Source organism: Vibrio sp. Evd11, from assembly GCF_900382755.1.
In the GTDB taxonomy this organism is placed as follows: Bacteria; Pseudomonadota; Gammaproteobacteria; order Enterobacterales; family Vibrionaceae; genus Vibrio; species Vibrio lentus.
Map to the genome: position 1 here is coordinate 1 of NZ_OSDX01000043.1, position 16,729 is coordinate 16,729.

General features: G+C 40.7%; 16 protein-coding genes. 8 read left to right on the forward strand and 8 right to left on the reverse strand.

The window, feature by feature from the left end:
- Both ED652_RS16565 and ED652_RS16570 read right to left on the reverse strand, forming a co-directional pair.
- The coding region (locus ED652_RS16565; RefSeq protein ID WP_162929953.1) for an AAA family ATPase at nt 1-256 on the reverse strand (256 nt) is incomplete at its 3' end.
- A complete protein-coding gene (locus ED652_RS16570) occupies nt 253-1,278 on the reverse strand; it encodes a hypothetical protein (protein ID WP_050647198.1) in 1,026 nt (341 codons plus the stop codon). The genes ED652_RS16570 and ED652_RS16565, both read right to left, overlap by 4 nt.
- A gap of 1,414 nt (nt 1,279-2,692) precedes the next feature.
- Here ED652_RS16570 and ED652_RS16575 point away from each other — a divergent pair.
- From ED652_RS16575 to ED652_RS16585, 3 genes are all read left to right on the forward strand, one after another.
- On the forward strand, nt 2,693-3,415 hold the full coding sequence (locus tag ED652_RS16575; RefSeq protein WP_122055545.1) for a hypothetical protein: 723 nt from the start codon (nt 2,693-2,695) through the stop codon (nt 3,413-3,415).
- A 67-nt stretch (nt 3,416-3,482) separates the two neighbouring features.
- Complete coding sequence (locus tag ED652_RS16580; protein ID WP_231625743.1) at nt 3,483-4,154, forward strand: hypothetical protein; 672 nt, start codon at nt 3,483-3,485, stop codon at nt 4,152-4,154.
- A complete protein-coding gene (locus ED652_RS16585) occupies nt 4,151-4,669 on the forward strand; it encodes a metal-dependent hydrolase (protein WP_122055521.1) in 519 nt (172 codons plus the stop codon). The genes ED652_RS16580 and ED652_RS16585 overlap by 4 nt, the downstream gene beginning before the upstream one ends.
- 68 nt (nt 4,670-4,737) lie before the next feature.
- Here the strand turns inward: ED652_RS16585 and ED652_RS16590 are convergent, their stop codons facing one another.
- Nucleotides 4,738-5,166: a GNAT family N-acetyltransferase gene (locus ED652_RS16590; protein ID WP_122055546.1), complete on the reverse strand. Its 429-nt coding sequence runs from the start codon at nt 5,164-5,166 to the stop codon at nt 4,738-4,740.
- 95 nt (nt 5,167-5,261) lie between these two features.
- A complete protein-coding gene (locus ED652_RS16595) occupies nt 5,262-6,602 on the reverse strand; it encodes an opine metallophore biosynthesis dehydrogenase (RefSeq protein ID WP_122055522.1) in 1,341 nt (446 codons plus the stop codon).
- A gap of 410 nt (nt 6,603-7,012) precedes the next feature.
- On the opposite strand from ED652_RS16595, the gene tnaA reads away from it, so the two are divergent.
- Nucleotides 7,013-8,428 (forward strand): tryptophanase, encoded by a 1,416-nt coding sequence (gene tnaA / locus ED652_RS16600; RefSeq protein ID WP_017097175.1) that lies wholly within the window; start codon nt 7,013-7,015, stop codon nt 8,426-8,428.
- A gap of 68 nt (nt 8,429-8,496) precedes the next feature.
- Here the strand turns inward: tnaA and ED652_RS16605 are convergent, their stop codons facing one another.
- Nucleotides 8,497-9,138: a winged helix-turn-helix domain-containing protein gene (locus ED652_RS16605; RefSeq protein WP_017061982.1), complete on the reverse strand. Its 642-nt coding sequence runs from the start codon at nt 9,136-9,138 to the stop codon at nt 8,497-8,499.
- A gap of 152 nt (nt 9,139-9,290) precedes the next feature.
- On the reverse strand, nt 9,291-9,467 hold the full coding sequence (locus ED652_RS23785; protein WP_016768702.1) for a hypothetical protein: 177 nt from the start codon (nt 9,465-9,467) through the stop codon (nt 9,291-9,293).
- 438 nt (nt 9,468-9,905) lie between these two features.
- Here ED652_RS23785 and ED652_RS16610 point away from each other — a divergent pair, with 438 nt between their 5' ends.
- The gene (locus tag ED652_RS16610) at nt 9,906-10,538 is read left to right on the forward strand and encodes a LysE family translocator (protein WP_017061983.1); all 633 of its coding nucleotides are present in this window, start codon (nt 9,906-9,908) and stop codon (nt 10,536-10,538) included.
- Between the two features lie 288 nt (nt 10,539-10,826).
- On the opposite strand, the gene ED652_RS16615 is transcribed toward ED652_RS16610, so the two are convergent.
- A complete protein-coding gene (locus ED652_RS16615; RefSeq protein ID WP_122055523.1) occupies nt 10,827-11,900 on the reverse strand; it encodes a ParB family protein in 1,074 nt (357 codons plus the stop codon).
- The gene (locus ED652_RS16620) at nt 11,900-13,099 is read right to left on the reverse strand and encodes a ParA family protein (protein WP_016768704.1); all 1,200 of its coding nucleotides are present in this window, start codon (nt 13,097-13,099) and stop codon (nt 11,900-11,902) included. The genes ED652_RS16615 and ED652_RS16620 overlap by 1 nt, the downstream gene beginning before the upstream one ends.
- Before the next feature lie 234 nt (nt 13,100-13,333).
- Here ED652_RS16620 and ED652_RS16625 point away from each other — a divergent pair, with 234 nt between their 5' ends.
- The 3 genes from ED652_RS16625 (at nt 13,334) to ED652_RS16635 (ending at nt 16,533) form a co-directional block, all read left to right on the forward strand.
- Nucleotides 13,334-14,464 (forward strand): carbohydrate porin, encoded by a 1,131-nt coding sequence (locus tag ED652_RS16625; RefSeq protein WP_122055524.1) that lies wholly within the window; start codon nt 13,334-13,336, stop codon nt 14,462-14,464.
- A gap of 163 nt (nt 14,465-14,627) precedes the next feature.
- Nucleotides 14,628-15,905: a phosphoadenosine phosphosulfate reductase gene (locus ED652_RS16630; RefSeq protein WP_122055525.1), complete on the forward strand. Its 1,278-nt coding sequence runs from the start codon at nt 14,628-14,630 to the stop codon at nt 15,903-15,905.
- On the forward strand, nt 15,895-16,533 hold the full coding sequence (locus ED652_RS16635) for a ParB/RepB/Spo0J family partition protein (RefSeq protein ID WP_122055526.1): 639 nt from the start codon (nt 15,895-15,897) through the stop codon (nt 16,531-16,533). Before ED652_RS16630 ends, ED652_RS16635 begins: the two co-directional genes overlap by 11 nt.
- Nucleotides 16,534-16,729 lie beyond the last annotated feature (196 nt).

The window sequence follows — 16,729 nt, forward strand, 5'->3', positions numbered from 1 at the left end:
TCCGAGACTGGATGACACCGGCACTATCTTCTGAACTCAGTACTAAGGTTTTTGCGGGTTTATCGGCCGCGCTCATCCCGAGTAAAGACATTGAAGAAGCGTGTTCCATTGCAATACACAATGCTAGGTGAGACTTACCAACGTTAGGCGCGGCAATTAACATGCCTACATGTCCTTTAAGTAAACCTTTTAAGCTGAAACTTAAGTTTTGACTAGCAGGTGAAGCCATCAAGCTATCAAGAGATTGAGTGATCATGACTCACCCTCCCCAATGTAGAATATCTGTATGCCATTCCCCACATCGCGAAATTGAAGGCTGAAGTCTTTTTCGATTTGAACGGCATTGGCTAGCAAATCTTTTCTGAGATCACTACGGAAACTATGGCTGACCTTCGAAGCAATAGATTGAATGTAGCTATCGAGTGCCCACTCAAACTTCTTGTTGTGTAAGAACTCAGCTTTATGCGTGGTAATGTATTTTAAGAATGAACGAACTGACGGTTTACTATAGTTGGTCATTTTGTGCTGTTCTAATCGGTAATAATAGCCATGGTCGCGTATCGCCTGCAATAGACGCATGTCTGGAACTAAGAACACATGGTTAGTGAGGTTCTTACTGTTTTTACGGCCTGTTTTAAATTTACTTCGGTCACAATAAAAACGGTAATCTTGAACAAACTCTAATGGCTTTTTGCCAATTACGTTCTGCTCGTCATCAAGCTCATTTATCACTAAATGAGCCGTTGCTAATTGAGTAATTCGGCGTTCAATTTGATCGTAGTTCGCGCGAGTGGTCGCCATGCCCATTCGGGTTGCTAATTCATACATACTCATTGATAAAACGGTCGCGTCTCGGTCAATAAAAGAGTCGAAGCCATCTTGTTGAGTATCTGATATTTCACCATCAGAAATGGTTTGGTACACCTGAGACCAGGTTAAACGTGCGCCAGCTTCATAAGAAGCATCATCTAATTGAATCGTTTGAGCGTAGGCCAGCATTGTTTCGAGGATATCGCGATGAGGCTGTAGTAGATAATCTACATGCAGATCAACTCTGAAATTCTTTCCATAACTATTAATATTTACACTTTCTAGTGGGTGATTTGGATCAGTGCCACCACTTTGAGCGATTTGAATCAGTTTTGACTGCATCGTAGAAGTTAAACGAGATGCAGGGTGAAAGATGGTTGCTCTAGAGAAAAGAATCGATGAGATAAACCGATTCTTTCGGTCCTCTTCATTAATAACTGTCAGGCTAGAGTTGGATGATAACGTCATGATCATTACCTAAGAGTGCGATAGTATCATTTTAACAGATAACCTTACTTACCTCATCAACTTCGGTAGATGTCTATATGATTTCGGCAAATATCTATAGCTCATCACATAAATTATGTATAAATATCGGTAAATAACTACTTACTTCGGTAAATGTTTATTTGATTCTAAAAGATCAAACTTAAGATAGGATTACTGATGAGTTATAGTTTTTGTTTGTTTTTCCATCAACCTGATCCAAAGATCATTAATTATCATTAAATTATGATCTTACCCGTCACTCAGATCGGTTAATGTTGATATGTTAATGCTTATATTCGGTAAATGTTTATATGTTAGATCGTCTAATATTAATATTTAATCGGTAAATGTTTATAATTAATCGGTAAATATCAATATATTTTCGGTAAATGTCTATACTTTTAGGTGGCTACTAAGAAACTAGAACCTTTAGGATCTAGTTTTACAATAATACCAACTTCACTCAGGTTCAGTCGGTGACTTAACAAGCAACACCAAATCTCTAGAGAGTTTTGATGTTGCTCGTTAAGTAAGTGTTAATACTCTAACATCTAGCTTTAAAATAACTTTATGTTTGTCACTAATCGCATGTAATTGATATGTTTATCTTCATTAATCTATGGATTTCTGATCGCTTGATTTCTCATTTTTGTCTCATTTGATCCATTAACTTTTTATTGTGTACTCGCATTTTAGGGTCTTACTACCCTGATCGTTGCGGGTGATCGCCAGCGATATAAAATAAATGGGTGGAACTAAGTTTTTAGGCTTAGTAAAAGAAATAGTAAGTGACAGTGTCATAGTGTCTAGACGGGGACACGCTAAATCTAGGTTCATGGATTTAGATACAAACAAGCTCTCAGTGATGAATTCGCTAGATAAGAAGATTGATAAAGTAGTACACAAACTTATTTAGAAAGGGGAAAGAGTGACGTCTTGACCTGCAATGGTGTGGCGAGCCAAGCGACTATGCCCAGCCCTAATTAATCTGTCGTATAAATACGCGCTTGATGAAGTATGAGACTGAAAAGCCAACAATAAAATGAAAGATGGTCTTTGGTTGATGTTAACGTTTTTGTGTTGCATCACCCAGCCCGTCATAAGAATTTTATTGCCTGTCATAAATGTGAACGAATTAAATGACCGTATTATTCGTTCATATGGTTATTGGGCTGTTGTTGTACCTCTTGTCCTTGTTGTTTACCCCTATGTTTCACATAAAAATTTTTTTCGTTGTGCGATTTTTACAGCAGTTCTTCGCTCAATAATTTACTTTTAATTTGCTTATAAACATGTCAATTACATGGAGTTTTGAACAAGCTCGAAATGAGCTATTTGGTTTTTTCAGTTTCTAATACGGTGATTTATTCTGGACAAGTAAGGACGGAATAGAATGCGATTTTTGAAACTCAGAACCGATCATAAACGAGTGCGAAGAGATGGAACACGTTATGTGACACCATTGATTGTTGATGCACCAAGACGCTTTGCGCCAAGTCGTGATCGTAAAGAAACCAGCTTGCGCCGGAAGGAGTGTCAGTTAATTACGGGAGCGCATGATTCAGGTAAAAGCCGCTGGCTTATGCGCTTAAAGGATAGCCGACACGAAATCTGGGGGAAAAAGCCGCAACCTATTTTACTTGAGGGGCTGATGCCTTTATCAAGTTGGGTGGAGGTGAAAGGCATTGCAAAATGGCACCAAGACAAAGAAGTACAATCAGAAGGTTATACGCCCTGGGGGAAGCTCAACTTGCAGCTTAAGGCGGATCTCTTGGCTGATTACCTTCTTGACACCCAAGCCTTACTTTTTGTTGATGACGCTCATAAGCTGACTGGCCGAAAAGCACAAATAGCCCGTAAATGTTTACTGTCTTCCAAAGTTTGGTTAATGACATCAAGCGAGGAAGGGAGGCTCCCTCCTTCTTTTCGACCTATCGTAGAGCGCCGTACTCCACAGCGAATTAATTTAGAGAGTGATGTTAGTTACGACACGACCAAAGCCTTGATTTGGTTCATGGTAGCGATGTGTGTGGTGGCCGGTGCATGGGAAGCTGGCGCTGTTATTGGTGGGCTTCAGATGTTAGGTACTGGAAGAAGGTCGACGCGTGCTGATTAATGTTTTCCTTATATGGATTAGTTTATGCGCGTTCAGTGCTGCTTATGCCAATGATTGGGGTATTAGTGTGCCTTGGGAGGAAGCTGAGGTGCTACCGCCAGAAATCAAGCCCTACGAGCTCCCTACTTTAAAAGGTCAAGCTCCCCACTATAATGTCCCAACCCCTGCCCTCACGCCGGCACCAAAAGTGGATCCGGATGCGATTTTTAACACTGTACTTAAGTGCTACCCAGAGAAGAGTAAATTTAAGCTCGATTTAAACTTGGTTGCGGGCATGAAATCTAACATCGATGAGTATGATCCTGAAGGTTGGCCAGAGATAACTGAGCATTACATTGGAATAGTTGGCAAAATGCCGCTCTACTCTACAACTGAACAATCTCGGGAGCGCCAATGGGAATACCAGCGTCGTACTGCTACAGCTACCTCTGTAGCAAGCTTTACTCAATCCTTAGCTGATAGAAATTATGCCTATCGCTTAATGGGGCTTTATCTCTCTTTGGAGGCCAGAGCGCAACTGAGAGTGAAAAAAGGGGTGGCGAACGTATCAGAGCAAGTCGCTTTGCTTGAAAAGGTGGCCTCTTCTCATCGAGATGTTTTGGCGCATGAAGCTAAAATCGTTGAGCATCGTTTAGCTTTGGTGGCAATGTGTGAAGCCACATATACTGACCAGATGAACCGTTATCTTCAAAAACTCGCTTACCTTCCCCGCCCTACTTCCGATTCCCAATCACGATGAAATGGCTCAATCATACATTAATTGCAGGCGCGATTTGTGCTGTGGTGTCACCTCCTCATGTTGCTGTGTGTGTCGCAGGTGCAACTGCTCCTGATTGGTTTGAATACGTACTTAAGGTTGGCAATCGACATATCAAACACCGAGGCCCCACACATGTTTTCACGCATTGGTTACTGGCTGCCCTAGCCTTTACTTTGGTTTGGGATTATCACGGGATCGGGATGGCATTTGCTTGGGGTGGCGTTAGCCATATTTTGACTGATGCGATGACAGTATCAGGTGTGCCTTTTTCGCCTTACAGTGATAGGCGCTTCCATCTGTTTGGAGGTCGATTTAGAACCGGTGACCCTATCGAATATGCAATTTCCGCAGGGGTTGTGGTGGTGTGTATTGCTCTATCCCACCTAACCGGTGGACATGGGTTTGCGCCGTTCTTTTATGATTGGGGAGGCATGTACCAAGAAGGTGTGATTGATGGATTAGAGTGGAAAACGAACCGATTTAGGCTGATTTAAATGCGAGAAAAGTTGTCAATGCTCAGCCTGAGCATTGACAACTTTTCTCTATATTTTGAAAGATAATATTAGTGTGCTGATTTGTATTTTTTCCAATAATCAAAACTATTGAGTAGTGCTAGTTCAATACCTTGTCCGTGGTATTTACATGACACATAGAATCGTTCGACATAAGCGTAAAAAGATGGGGCTCGTTGTTGGATGACTGGGTTTCTTTTTGGAGAATGAACACTGATGATTAGGTAGCCTACTACCTGTTTCTTTTTTGTTTCAGCGACGAAAAAATAAGTGTTTTTATTCTCGATTTTTTCTTTTATCAAGGATTCGGTGAAAAGTAATTCAATAATTCTTAGCTTGCTTAAGTTGTAATCATTCAAGCTGTATTCGTTTCGTTCTCTGTTGTAATGGCTCATTTTACTGTGGCTACCTGCCAGTTGTTCATGACATAGAGCATTGATAGAGGATATGTCGTTGATAGTTGCTTTTCTTATTCGCACCTTAATCTCCTTTTCCTTCGTTACTGACTTCTTGTGAAGCAAAACGGTAAAATGCTAAGCAAACTCCTCCTAGGCTTATAGTAATTAAGGATAATTTATTGGCTGCTAGAAGGTGTCGCATGAACGTAGTATTCAGAAGCGCGTTGTTTTAGGGCTTGGATTAATGTCGTGGGCAGGTTTCTTTCTTTTACCCAAGATTCAAATACTTCTATTGATTGAAAGCTGATAGAAGAAACAAGGCTAGATTGTTGAACTAAATGATTAAGCCAATAAAGTGTCTGCAAATCTTCTAATGGTGTTCTAGGTAGTTGTAGTCGTCCTTTTCTAACTTTTCCCTTGAGATAAGGCTTAGCAGAAACCTCAAAAGTGCTTTTTTTGGTGTTGGATTCTGAAAAAGGGTTTGGGTCTATCAGTATTGTGCTATATCGAACATAGAGTAGGTACTCTTGCTCTATTTCATTGAGTTCATTGAAAGAGTCTATTTTATCTTTTGGAATCGTTGCCTCAAGTACGGGGAGATTTTCGTCATTGAGCAATTGAAGTAAGTTGATTGGTTCCGCTGAGTAATGTTCTAGTAGGCGAGAAATTGATTTCCAATGATGCAGTAACTCTTTGATCAACTCCATGGTGATAGGGCCTTCGGGGTAGAGCTTATACATGTATTTAGTGTCATCTTCGTTTGAAAGAATATGATCTAAAGAAAACGTATTGATTAGAAAAGCTGGGTGTACATAAGCTGCAGCGTTTCTGCCTTCTACACTAAATGGGTTATCAAAGAGAACGACTTGAACATTCACTTTTTCTAATGCGTTCCTTAAAGCATTAAACAAGACATCATTGGGTTCGGAGAGATAAATATACACTCTTTTTTTCACGGTTTTAGTCGTGACTGTAAGAGGGTGTTGTGTTGTTGGATTAGATGAAAAATGAGACGTTGCAAAGTAGCTAGAAAAAAGAATGATGTTGGGAGATATCTTTTTCTTTTTCAATATCCCTTTTAGGATAAGACACCCACCAATCATGGATGACATAAGGATAATTTGCTTTAGATTTTTCAAGCAGAGCTCAGAAAAAGAAGCTAGGACATCACAATAGGCGTGAGCGGGGGTCGCTAGAACTAGCGTATCCCATGAAGAGGGCAGGGGAGATAAATCTGTATAAAGTTCATCAAATCTAATAAGACCAACAAGTGGTGCTAATTGTGGCTTACTTACTTCACAGCTAGCAACGTTTCCGTGTTGTCGCATTAGTCTTTTTCTATTCTCCCATTGATGAGAGCTTTTGCTTATGAGAGCTATTTTCTGACTAAAAGGAGCAAGAATCTGACTGGTTTGAATGCCGGCGGGTCCTGCACCTACAACTAATGTATTGCCTAGAATCATAATAAACTCGCTATCTCTATTTAACCGAAAAGGTACTTTTAGTTCCTTTCTCATATCACAAATATCCATAGTGAAACTTCGAGAGTAGATTGTTTATTTAATTATTCTTATTAATAAAAATGAATGACTTAGCTTTACTATCCCTTTGAGAAAGTGTGTGTAAATTTCAATATTTCTTTTCTTGGAAAAGCGCCATACTTTTGGCCTCCCCAGTTCCATTTTTCACTTAATCTTTCTTATTTATTAATAGTTAAATTACGCTGAAATTAATATCCAAACCCATTTTGTTGGTTCATTTTTGTGCGGTTGGAGGAGGTAAAGCGAGATCGCCTTAATCCGCAATAATAAGGATTGAGTGTACTGAACTAGAGAGCTTTAGCTATGCCTTCTCCAAGTACCCATTAAGAATAAAAATGTCTGGAGAAATACCTATGTCAGCAATAAGCAATAATAAAGAACATCCGATGGATTCACACTATGTGCCGGAGCCTTATCGAATTAGGGTTATTGAACCAGTGAAAAGAACAACGGAGCGAGAACGAGAGCAGGCGCTGATGAAAGCAGGGTACAACCCTTTTTTATTAGAGAGCGACGATGTGTTTATCGATTTGCTTACTGATAGCGGTACAGGTGCAGTGACACAGGCTATGCAATCTGCAATGTTGAAAGGTGATGAGTCGTACAGTGGCAGTCGAAGCTACAGGACGCTTAGTCAGACGGTAAAAAATATTTTTGGTTATAAGTTTACCATCCCCACACACCAAGGACGGGGAGCTGAGCAGCTATATGTCCCAGCTTTGATCAATAAATCTGAGCGAGATAAAGGGCTAGAGCGAGACAAAATGGCCGCATTTTCAAACTACTTTTTTGATACCACACAAGGGCACACTCAACACAATAACTGTCGAGTGATCAACGTTCCTTCACCTGAAGCTTTTAATACTAAAATTAAAGCAGACTTTAAAGGTAACTTTGATTTGAAAGCTCTCGCAGCTGGAATCGAAGAGGTTGGAGCTAAAAACGTGCCTTATATAGTAAGTACGATTACTTGCAACTCTGCAGGTGGCCAGCCAGTCTCCATTGCTAATCTTAAGGCTGTTTATGAATTAGCGGAATCTTATGGTATCCCTGTTGTTATGGACTGCGCTCGCTTTGCTGAGAATGCTTACTTTATTAAACAGCGTGAAGTTGGTTATTCTGATTGGAGCATTCAAGAGATCACCAGAGAAGCGTTTAAATATGCCGATCTCTTTGCTATGTCAGCGAAAAAAGATGCCATGGTTCCTATTGGTGGGCTACTCGCTTTCAAAGACGATAGCTTCTTAGATGTGCAGTTGGAATGCAAAACACTATGCGTGTTATTGGAGGGCTTTCCAACATATGGAGGTCTCGAAGGTGGGGCGATGGAACGTTTGGCTGTTGGACTTTATGATGGAATGGAAGAAGACTGGTTAGCATCACGCTTGCAGCAAGTTGAATACTTAGTGAACGGCCTAGAAGCGTTAGGGGTCCGTTGCCAGCAAGCGGGTGGGCATGCTGCCTTTGTTGATGCCGGTGCATTATTACCTCATATCTCACCAGAACAGTTTCCTGGACATGCTTTGTCTTGTGAGCTTTATAAGGTGGCAGGTATTCGAGGTGCAGAAATCGGTTCTTTATTACTAGGGTGTGATCCTGAAACAGGAAAGCAGCTGCCTTGCCCGGCTGAATTGTTTCGTTTAGCTATTCCTAGAGCAACCTATACACAGGCTCACCTTGATTACATTATTGCTGCTTTTAAAGAAGTGAAGAAACGTGCTTCATCAATTGCAGGTTTAAAGTTTACTTATGAGCCTAAGGTCTTGAGACACTTTAACGCTACATTGGAACCTGCACTTTAAGTTGTGCCCCTTTGCAGACAGCAAAGGGGCTACCTCTCTTTTATCTGAAAAAATTAAAGCAACGAGAGTTATGGATTAGTGTGATAGTTTTCCTGGGACTGAGAAGCTAAGTTTTTTTGAGAGGCTAAGATGAATTGAAGTTCATCCTTTTTAGTTAGGCAGATTTGGCTCGATTGGTTATTGACGTTGACGTTGACGATGTCAAATTCGTGCCAGAAGTAGAAATAGCTGATTATTAGTACAGAGAGGATTGTGGAAGATAGGCCAACAAGAGCCCATTGGTAGAGTCTTAAGTAGTTGTTTGATGTTCTTTTGAGTGGACACGAAAACTGGCTAGAACGAGGTAACTTTATCTGTTTCGGTGGGTCTAGCGAAGTTTCAAATTCAGGAATGTGGATCTTGTAACCTTTTCTTGGAACATTTACGATTTTGATACTATCAAGTTCTAAGACTTTTCTAAGATTGGTAATAGCGACTGGCAAAGAGTTAGGGCCGATGATATCCGGGTTCCCCCACGCAGCAATGATCAGCTCTTCTTTAGTCGAAATAAATTCTTCTTTTTGGATCAGAGTTTCTAATATGCAGCTTTCAGGTAGAGTGATTGAAAATGATTTTTGATTACTGAGGATGAGTTGAGCCCCCGAGTCGTCTCTTTGCAGTACGCAATTACCTATAGGCAGTTTTACGTTGTCCAGTTGTGCTCTTAACATAGTGTTTCTCCATATACCTAGAGAAGGGTGATTAGATTATAATCCCTAGGCTTTTATATAATGGCTCATATTTTGAATATTATTAATAAATTTGTGAATAAAATTCGAATTGAAGTGTAAGGCTTTTTGCACATTAGATAATGCTATCTGTTTTATATGAAACTGAAGGTGAGATTTTTACCTCCTTTGTCTTCTAAGTAGATCTTCATCCAACGCCAGTCATTGTCCTTGCAGGCTTTAAAGGTGCAATGAACATTTTTGCCCTCAACGATCTCGTTGTCGCAGAAGTCGATAAATGATTGGAAAGAACGGCATATAAGTGTGTCCATAGCCCCAAACTCCTTTTGAGAATTTATTCATATCACATCCTTTCAATTTATAGCTATAGATTCCTAATTCTTAATAAAAAATGATTATTAATGACTCTATTTATCCCTCCTTTTTGTTGTGGTTAATTGGTTGAGGGTGGGCGTTTAATTCAGGCGGAGTGAATGGGTATTATTTATAGGTAAATTAGTTTTAAATTCTAGAAAAAACATTAGCTTATTCGTTGGTAGCTAGGTGGTTTTCGAAGGGCTGCGGGGTGCCTAACCACATCGAATCTTTGACCGCTAACTTAGAGCTAACCCCTTTGTCTCTTCGGTATCATCTAGTTACTTCTATGAAATTATAAAGTCTTTGTTTATCTAGGACAGAATCACTCAAAAAAACGCTGTCCTTCAAGGTGATGGTTTTTTGAGTGTGATAGGAAATAAAGGAGGGTAAGAATGCTAGAAAGTAATCAGTTGTTGATTTTTGTTACGGTGGTTCTTCTTTACGCTTTTATGCCTGGTCCAGCGATGCTTTATAGTGTCGCCCAGACGGTCTCTAGCGGTAAAAAAATTGGGTTACTGTCTGTGTTAGGTCTGCATGTTGGAGGATACTTTCATGTCATTCTTGTCGCATTTGGTCTCGCGACGGTTTTTAGTAACTCCCCTTTGTTGCAAGAGATCATTCAGAAAATAGGGGGCATTTATCTTATCTATCTTGGTTATCAAAAGATAACCTCTCATGTTCATTTCGAGTCTGCGCTTGGTGACCCTTTATTAAGTTCCCCTCGTAAAATCTTTTGGGATAGTGTGTTTGTCGATGTTCTTAATCCGAAAGCCGCCTTGTTTTATTTTGCTTTTCTTCCCCAATTTGTAGCGCATGAATCGGAAATATCGGTAGGAGTTCAGCTCTTTATTTTGGGAGTCTTTACCAATGTAATGTTTAGCAGTGCAGATTTCTTATGTGTTTTGGGGATATCGGGTTTAAGATTTTGGGTGACGAAAAGACCAAAGTGGCTCTCTTATAGTATTCGATGCGCTGGCGGTATATTGATTGTTTTAGGGGGGATGGCGTTTTTAGGGGGAAATTAACTCAAGGCCTTGGGTTTCATTTATTAGCCATAAATTAATGGTTTTTGCGCCAGGTTTGAACCACCATTTGAACGTTGGCTCACCTCGAGTCAAACACTCTGCACTTAGCCAATTTTTTTGGATATAAAGGATGAAGTAATCCTAAGCCTAATAAGGAAGTTCCCCAAGTTTACTTTGTTATTAATAGCTTAGTCGTGCTACTTGTAGTCATCCTATTTTTGATGTGGAATTCTAGTGATTATAGAGAAGGAGAAAGGCTCCGAGGAATATAGAGCCTTTTTGAGAGGGTTACTGATGTTTACCTAGTACTGATTGGATAGCCTCATCAAGTTCAGCTTGAACATCCTTGGACAATCGCCCAAATTCATACGAGAAGTTACGGCCTTTCACTTTTTTACGTGCGAACATGCCTTTACTGTCGAACTCAGCTAACGAAGTCACGGTAGCTTTGTCTGATTGTTGTTTGGCTTCAACAATCTTTAACTCATTTTTTATATAAGTAATCAGCTCGTCTTTGGTATCTTCTTGGCTCTGCTCAGGCTGAGCATTGACAGATTTAATGTCTATTTTTTTTATGAAACTGTTCAGAGCTTTCTTATCATTGATAAAGGCTTTCATCACTTTAGCTAGCAGTGAATAATCAGTATGAGATAAGTCGTTAACGACAGGGAATAGTGCAATCAATTTACTGTCAATGCTGGCTGCTTTTAGCGCTCGACCTACTGCTTGGCGGCTTATATTTAAGATCTTTGCCGTCTCTTCTTGAGTGAGTTCACCGTTCTTCATTAGAGTTTGACACTGTAAGCCAATTTCGCGTTGGTTGTGCTCTTTTGCGGTTTGCAACTGTTTTGCTAGTGCTTTGGCATCGGCTGTAGACAGTTCGTCTTGGGTGACGAGGATTCGGAATGTTTTTACGCGGCCTTCTTGAAGTAAGAACCAAGCTCGACGGCGAGATCCATCAAGCACATCGATACGACCATCTATTTCTCGACCAACAGCAGGGTAAAACTGTTGAAATTCTAACGAGTTCAAATCTTCCAAAGACTCTTTGGTTAGCAAAGATTGGTCACGGCCATTCACATCAAAGGTTACAAAAGAGTTCTGCTTAACTTGATTGTGTGACAATGTCACTTCGTTGAAGGTCGCAGTTGACCCAGAAGCTAGTTGCCAAACCATTTTTTTGCCAACGGACTCTAAACCGAACTTTGTTCTAAGGTAATCTTCGGCGTTTTGCCCACTTTTTTCTAGCTCAGTGCTGAGTTGATTGGTGAGTGTGTCTAAATTAGCTTTGGCCGCGGACTGTTGTGCTTGCGCTGAACCAGGAGCATTGCCTAGAGGGCTGCCGCCACGTTTTTTCGCCATTATTTGTTCTCCTGTTCACGCCAAACGTTGAGAATATCGCGCAATATTTGGCTTGTTACTTCATAGCTGTTTTGTTGCGCGCTTTGGAAGGTTGCTTTGCTTTTCGGGTATTCACTTTTCGACATGTCAAAAACGGTCGAGAGTAGGGAAGACGACTGGCGGACGGCCTCACTGTGCTTAAATTCTTTAGAGTACAAGTAAGGAGAGAACTGATCGTACAGATTATTCATTAATTCGGTCGTGGTTGAACTATCACGATGGTTAGTCAGTAATATTTTCATGAAGTCGTAGCCTTCATGGTTTGCGTTCTCTAACAGCGCCCACACCTGAGGAATGTAGCTGAAGTAAGAGCAGGTAGCATCAATGTCATTCTCTGTAATCGATAACGGGAACACTACATTCGTCGCGGCAAAATACGCGTTAAAGGTCGCATAGCCGAGCGAAGGTGGGGTGTCGATAATGATGATATCGAACTCGTCTTTAACGCTATCGATGATGTCCTTTAGTAGTGAATAAGGTGAAGCTAAGGTTTGGCCGAACACTTGCTCATGAAACCAACCTTCCATCGCACGGTCACTTTGTGCTGCAGGTAGAATGCGTAAGTTTGGGATAGTCGTTTCAAGAAAGGCTTCAGAGATAACTTGTTCAACGGTTTCACCTTCATCAAGATCGAAGGTTTTCATCATCAGATCACCAACAGACAAGTTACCTTCTTGCTCGGCTTCGGGGGCGTAATACATCGAAAGCGTGGCTTGGCCATCCATGTCTATTAAACCAACACGGTATTCTTGATGAAATTCGGTCGCCAAACCTGATGCGATAGTCGCGGCAGAAACGGTTTTGCCAACACCGCCTTTTTGGTTCTGGATAACCATCACTTGCGTTTTTTGCTGCTCACTGCGTATGAACTTAGCGTCTTTACGTAGATTTTCTGGCAGTAAGTTACGTACCTTGTACATTTCCGCGATATCGATCGACCATTGTGAGTCTTCATGACGACGAGGATCTATCGCCGCAGCGGTAACATAGCGATCAAGCGTTTTGGCATCAATGCCAAGATAGGCCGATGCTTCTGCTCGAGTAAAGTTACGCAACTCTTTGCGGTGATTAGCCAATAAACGTTGATTACGACGTTGAATGTAAGCGTCTGCACCGGTTTTAAGCGCTTGAAATGTGGTTGTAGTGTGTTGGTTATCCATTTCTGCCTCCGTATAGGAATGAGAAATAGTATATACCTCAATTTTTGATGTTGGTATCTAAAAATGAGGGATTTGTGATTTTAATAAATGAGTATGACAAATGGATAAATCCGAGCGCTTAAATTACCTATTAATTACAAGATTTCGTTTTTCAACTCCCTCTTAATACCTTCTGACTAACAAAAGTTGAGCCGAGCCGTACAACTACCATGACAACAACAGGAAGTTATTGATATGAGCGAGAATGTACCATTTACGAAAAAGACAAAGCGTTTTTGGCTAACGCTTTTGGGAGCCGTAATGTTTGTCTTTGGCACGCCAACATTGACGAATGCGGCTGAAGATAAAGCTCTAAAGGGAGCTGTGGATTATTATGTTTTTGGTTTAACGTCCAGTGAGAGCTTGCCGAACAAAGACAGCAGTGCGGCAGCTGGTATTTCACGGATTACATTGAATTGGCTAGCTTACCAAAAAGAGAGTGATACTGGAGCTTTGCAGCTGAGGGTTGATCATAAGCACGGTTATACAGATAGTACGCCCTCTGAATTTGTCATGGGTAATGTCGGAGGGTTTGGTTTAATCCAACCAGCTTTTAGTGATATAGGTTTAAGGTTAACGAATCTTTATTGGACACAAACCTTTAATAAACAATCTACCGATATGATGGTTGGTTTTTTAGATACGACTGATTATGTTGATACTTATCAGTTGGGTAACCCTTACTATGGTTTTTCTAACTTACAGTTTAGTACCGGTTCCGGTTCCATCCCAATCCCAGATGAATCAACATTCGGCGGCGTTCTACGCCATATGATGTCGGAAAACTATTATTTTTATGCAAGTTTCTCTGATGCAAAAGCTGATTCGACTAAGCCTTTCGATGGTGTTGAACAGTTCATCAATGATAATCAATATTTTAAGTCCCTAGAAATAGGTTGGGTGGAGTCGAAAGACGACTTTTATTTGAAGAATTCACACCTAACAGTTTGGCACAGTGATGGGCCAAAAGAGAAAGCTAGCGAAAACTATGGCGCAAATTGGTCGTCCATATATAAAACCGGCTCATGGATACCATTTTTCAGAGCCGGGGTCGCGCAAGGACCTGAGGCGCTATACAAATCTTCGGTCGTGTTTGGCACAGGATATAGTGGGGTAGGGCCTGGAATGCTTGGTATCGCTCTAGGTTGGGCTAAGCCTAATGCCGAACTAGATGATTCTTATAATTCAGAAATCTATTACCGCATGAATTGGGGGGCTCTCTCGTTAACTCCTAATGTGCAATATCTTCACACTTTACCGTTTAACTCAAAAGCCGATGACAGTTGGATTATAGGTTTCAGAGGCAACCTTCACTTTGGTTTTTAATGTAAGCCAAGCCGTTCTTACCTAAATCACAACGGGAGAGCGGCTCTTTACGATGAGGCTTCAAATCTGTACCTAGAAATTAAATTAATTACCAATAATTAATTTATAAAAAACACGAAATCTACGTACCTTGGTTTGAATATTAAATAACATTCGTGAACCCATGATTACCAAGGGCGTACATAGTATTACTAAGGGAAGAAGAAAAGGTTACTTCTCTCGAGACAAGATTCAGCAGGATTACAATGTGCTTGAAGGAGCGCGCCAAAGAATATTGTACCTTCTCGACAACTTTAGCCACTTTTATGTCTCGTTTTCCGGAGGGAAAGATTCTGGGGTTCTTTTGAACTTAACTATCCAAGAATCAAAAAAACGTGGTCGACTGCCTGTTGATGTACTCATCGTGGATTTCGAAGCCCAATACCACGAAACTCATGCTTTTATTGAACGTATGGTGCTTCGTGGCGAAGTAAACCCATACTGGGTTTGCTTACCACTTAGTTTAAGAAATTCAATTTCACAATTTCAGCCTAAATGGCTTTGTTGGGATCCAGATAAGGAAGCGCAATGGGTCAGAGAAATACCACAACATGAAGGCGTGATTTCCGATTTGGAGCATCTCCCGTTTTTTAAAAAAGGCATGGAATTTGAGGATTTCGTCTTTAAATTTGCTCATTGGTATAAAAAAAAGAAAGGCACACCAATTGCTGTGCTCATTGGTATACGAGCGGATGAGTCTTTACATCGTTTTAAAACTATTAAAAATCGCGCCAAAAAGAAATTTGATGATAAATATTGGACGACTCAAATGCAGGGCGACGTCTACATGGCTTACCCTCTTTATGATTGGAAGACTCCAGATATTTGGGTTGCGAACTCGCGCTTCAATTGGGATTACAACCGTATTTACGACTTAATGCATAAGGCCGGCGTCCCTCTTTCACAGCAGCGACTTTGCCAACCTTTTGGAGATGAGCAAAGAAAAGGTCTGTGGCTATATCAAATATTAGAACCTGATACCTGGCAAAAACTTGTTGCCAGAGTAGAAGGGTGTAACTTTGGTGCTCGATACTCAAAAAGCCAGGGGCGTATCCTTGGTTATTATCGCTTTGAATTACCACCGGGACTTAGCTACCGGCAATACAGTAAATACCTTCTGAAAACTATGCCGCCACATGTAGAAAAACATTACCGAGACCGAATTTTCAAGTTCTTACAGTGGTGGCGAAAAAATGGTCCTCAAAAAGGAGTGACCTGCATCCCTGATTACGCAGAGAGTAAATTGGAATCTAGGAAGCAAGTTCCAAGTTGGAGAAGGATATGTAAAGTTCTGATTAAAAACGACTATTGGTGCAGAGGACTCTCTTTTGGGTACAACAAGTCCTTAGCAAAACAATACCATGCCCTCTATGGAGAAGAGAGTGATACGAATGGAAAGTGAACCTACTCTAGCTTATCAGCGTCGCACTAAGAAGCCGTTGAAACCTATTAATAGCACGAACAAACAAGCCATTGATAAGGTCGCAATTTACAATAAAGCGGCCAAAGTACTCATCGAGCTTATTCCTGATTTACCGCCAGCTTGTCATGTTGAAATGATCCCACTTGATGAGATAGAAGCTAACCAATACAACCCAAATAAAATGGCGCCTCCAGAAAGTAAGCTCCTAAAAACGTCGATGGAGAAAAATGGCGTAACCATGCCTATTTTAGTTAATCGACTGAAGACATCCTTGAAAAAATACGTCGTCATCGATGGGTTTCATCGTTATCAATTATTGTTGAATCACCCTGAGCTACAAGTATTAAAGGGCTATATTCCTGCAGTGGTGCTTAATTTGCCTGAAGAAAAGTGTATGGCGGCATCTGTTCGCCATAATCTTGCGCGAGGGTCCCATCAAGTAGAACTCACAGCAGACCTGATCATTCAGCTTAAAGGAATGGGTTGGACGAATAATAAAATTTGTTACGAACTAGGGATGGACCAAGATGAGGTTTTACGATTGCAGCAGGTCACAGGCCTTGCTGCAGCCTTTAAAGATCAGGACTTCTCTCAATCATGGGAGTAATCACCTTTCTTCAGATGAAAACGATGACGAACGTTATTCGGTTCATGTCTAATTATGTGCCTAATTTAGTATGTAATTACTATTTTATTCTAAAAGCTAAGCGCTAGAGTCCTTGATTCTAGCGCTTTTTTTGATTTTAAAATTCTGCCCCATATAACGAAGCGGGTAGTGGTCATATAAAAAGCAATGTCGAACC

Coding starts and splice junctions, on each gene's coding strand:
- ED652_RS16615 (WP_122055523.1), bottom strand. CDS start 11,900: ATGGCGAAAAAACGTGGCGGCAGCCCTCTAGGCAATGCTCCTGGTTCA.
- ED652_RS16585 (WP_122055521.1), top strand. CDS start 4,151: ATGAAATGGCTCAATCATACATTAATTGCAGGCGCGATTTGTGCTGTG.
- ED652_RS16605 (WP_017061982.1), bottom strand. CDS start 9,138: ATGTTAAGAGCACAACTGGACAACGTAAAACTGCCTATAGGTAATTGC.
- ED652_RS16610 (WP_017061983.1), top strand. CDS start 9,906: ATGCTAGAAAGTAATCAGTTGTTGATTTTTGTTACGGTGGTTCTTCTT.
- ED652_RS23785 (WP_016768702.1), bottom strand. CDS start 9,467: ATGGACACACTTATATGCCGTTCTTTCCAATCATTTATCGACTTCTGC.
- tnaA (WP_017097175.1), top strand. CDS start 7,013: ATGGATTCACACTATGTGCCGGAGCCTTATCGAATTAGGGTTATTGAA.
- ED652_RS16575 (WP_122055545.1), top strand. CDS start 2,693: ATGCGATTTTTGAAACTCAGAACCGATCATAAACGAGTGCGAAGAGAT.
- ED652_RS16620 (WP_016768704.1), bottom strand. CDS start 13,099: ATGGATAACCAACACACTACAACCACATTTCAAGCGCTTAAAACCGGT.
- ED652_RS16595 (WP_122055522.1), bottom strand. CDS start 6,602: ATGAGAAAGGAACTAAAAGTACCTTTTCGGTTAAATAGAGATAGCGAG.
- ED652_RS16625 (WP_122055524.1), top strand. CDS start 13,334: ATGAGCGAGAATGTACCATTTACGAAAAAGACAAAGCGTTTTTGGCTA.
- ED652_RS16630 (WP_122055525.1), top strand. CDS start 14,628: ATGATTACCAAGGGCGTACATAGTATTACTAAGGGAAGAAGAAAAGGT.
- ED652_RS16635 (WP_122055526.1), top strand. CDS start 15,895: ATGGAAAGTGAACCTACTCTAGCTTATCAGCGTCGCACTAAGAAGCCG.
- ED652_RS16570 (WP_050647198.1), bottom strand. CDS start 1,278: ATGACGTTATCATCCAACTCTAGCCTGACAGTTATTAATGAAGAGGAC.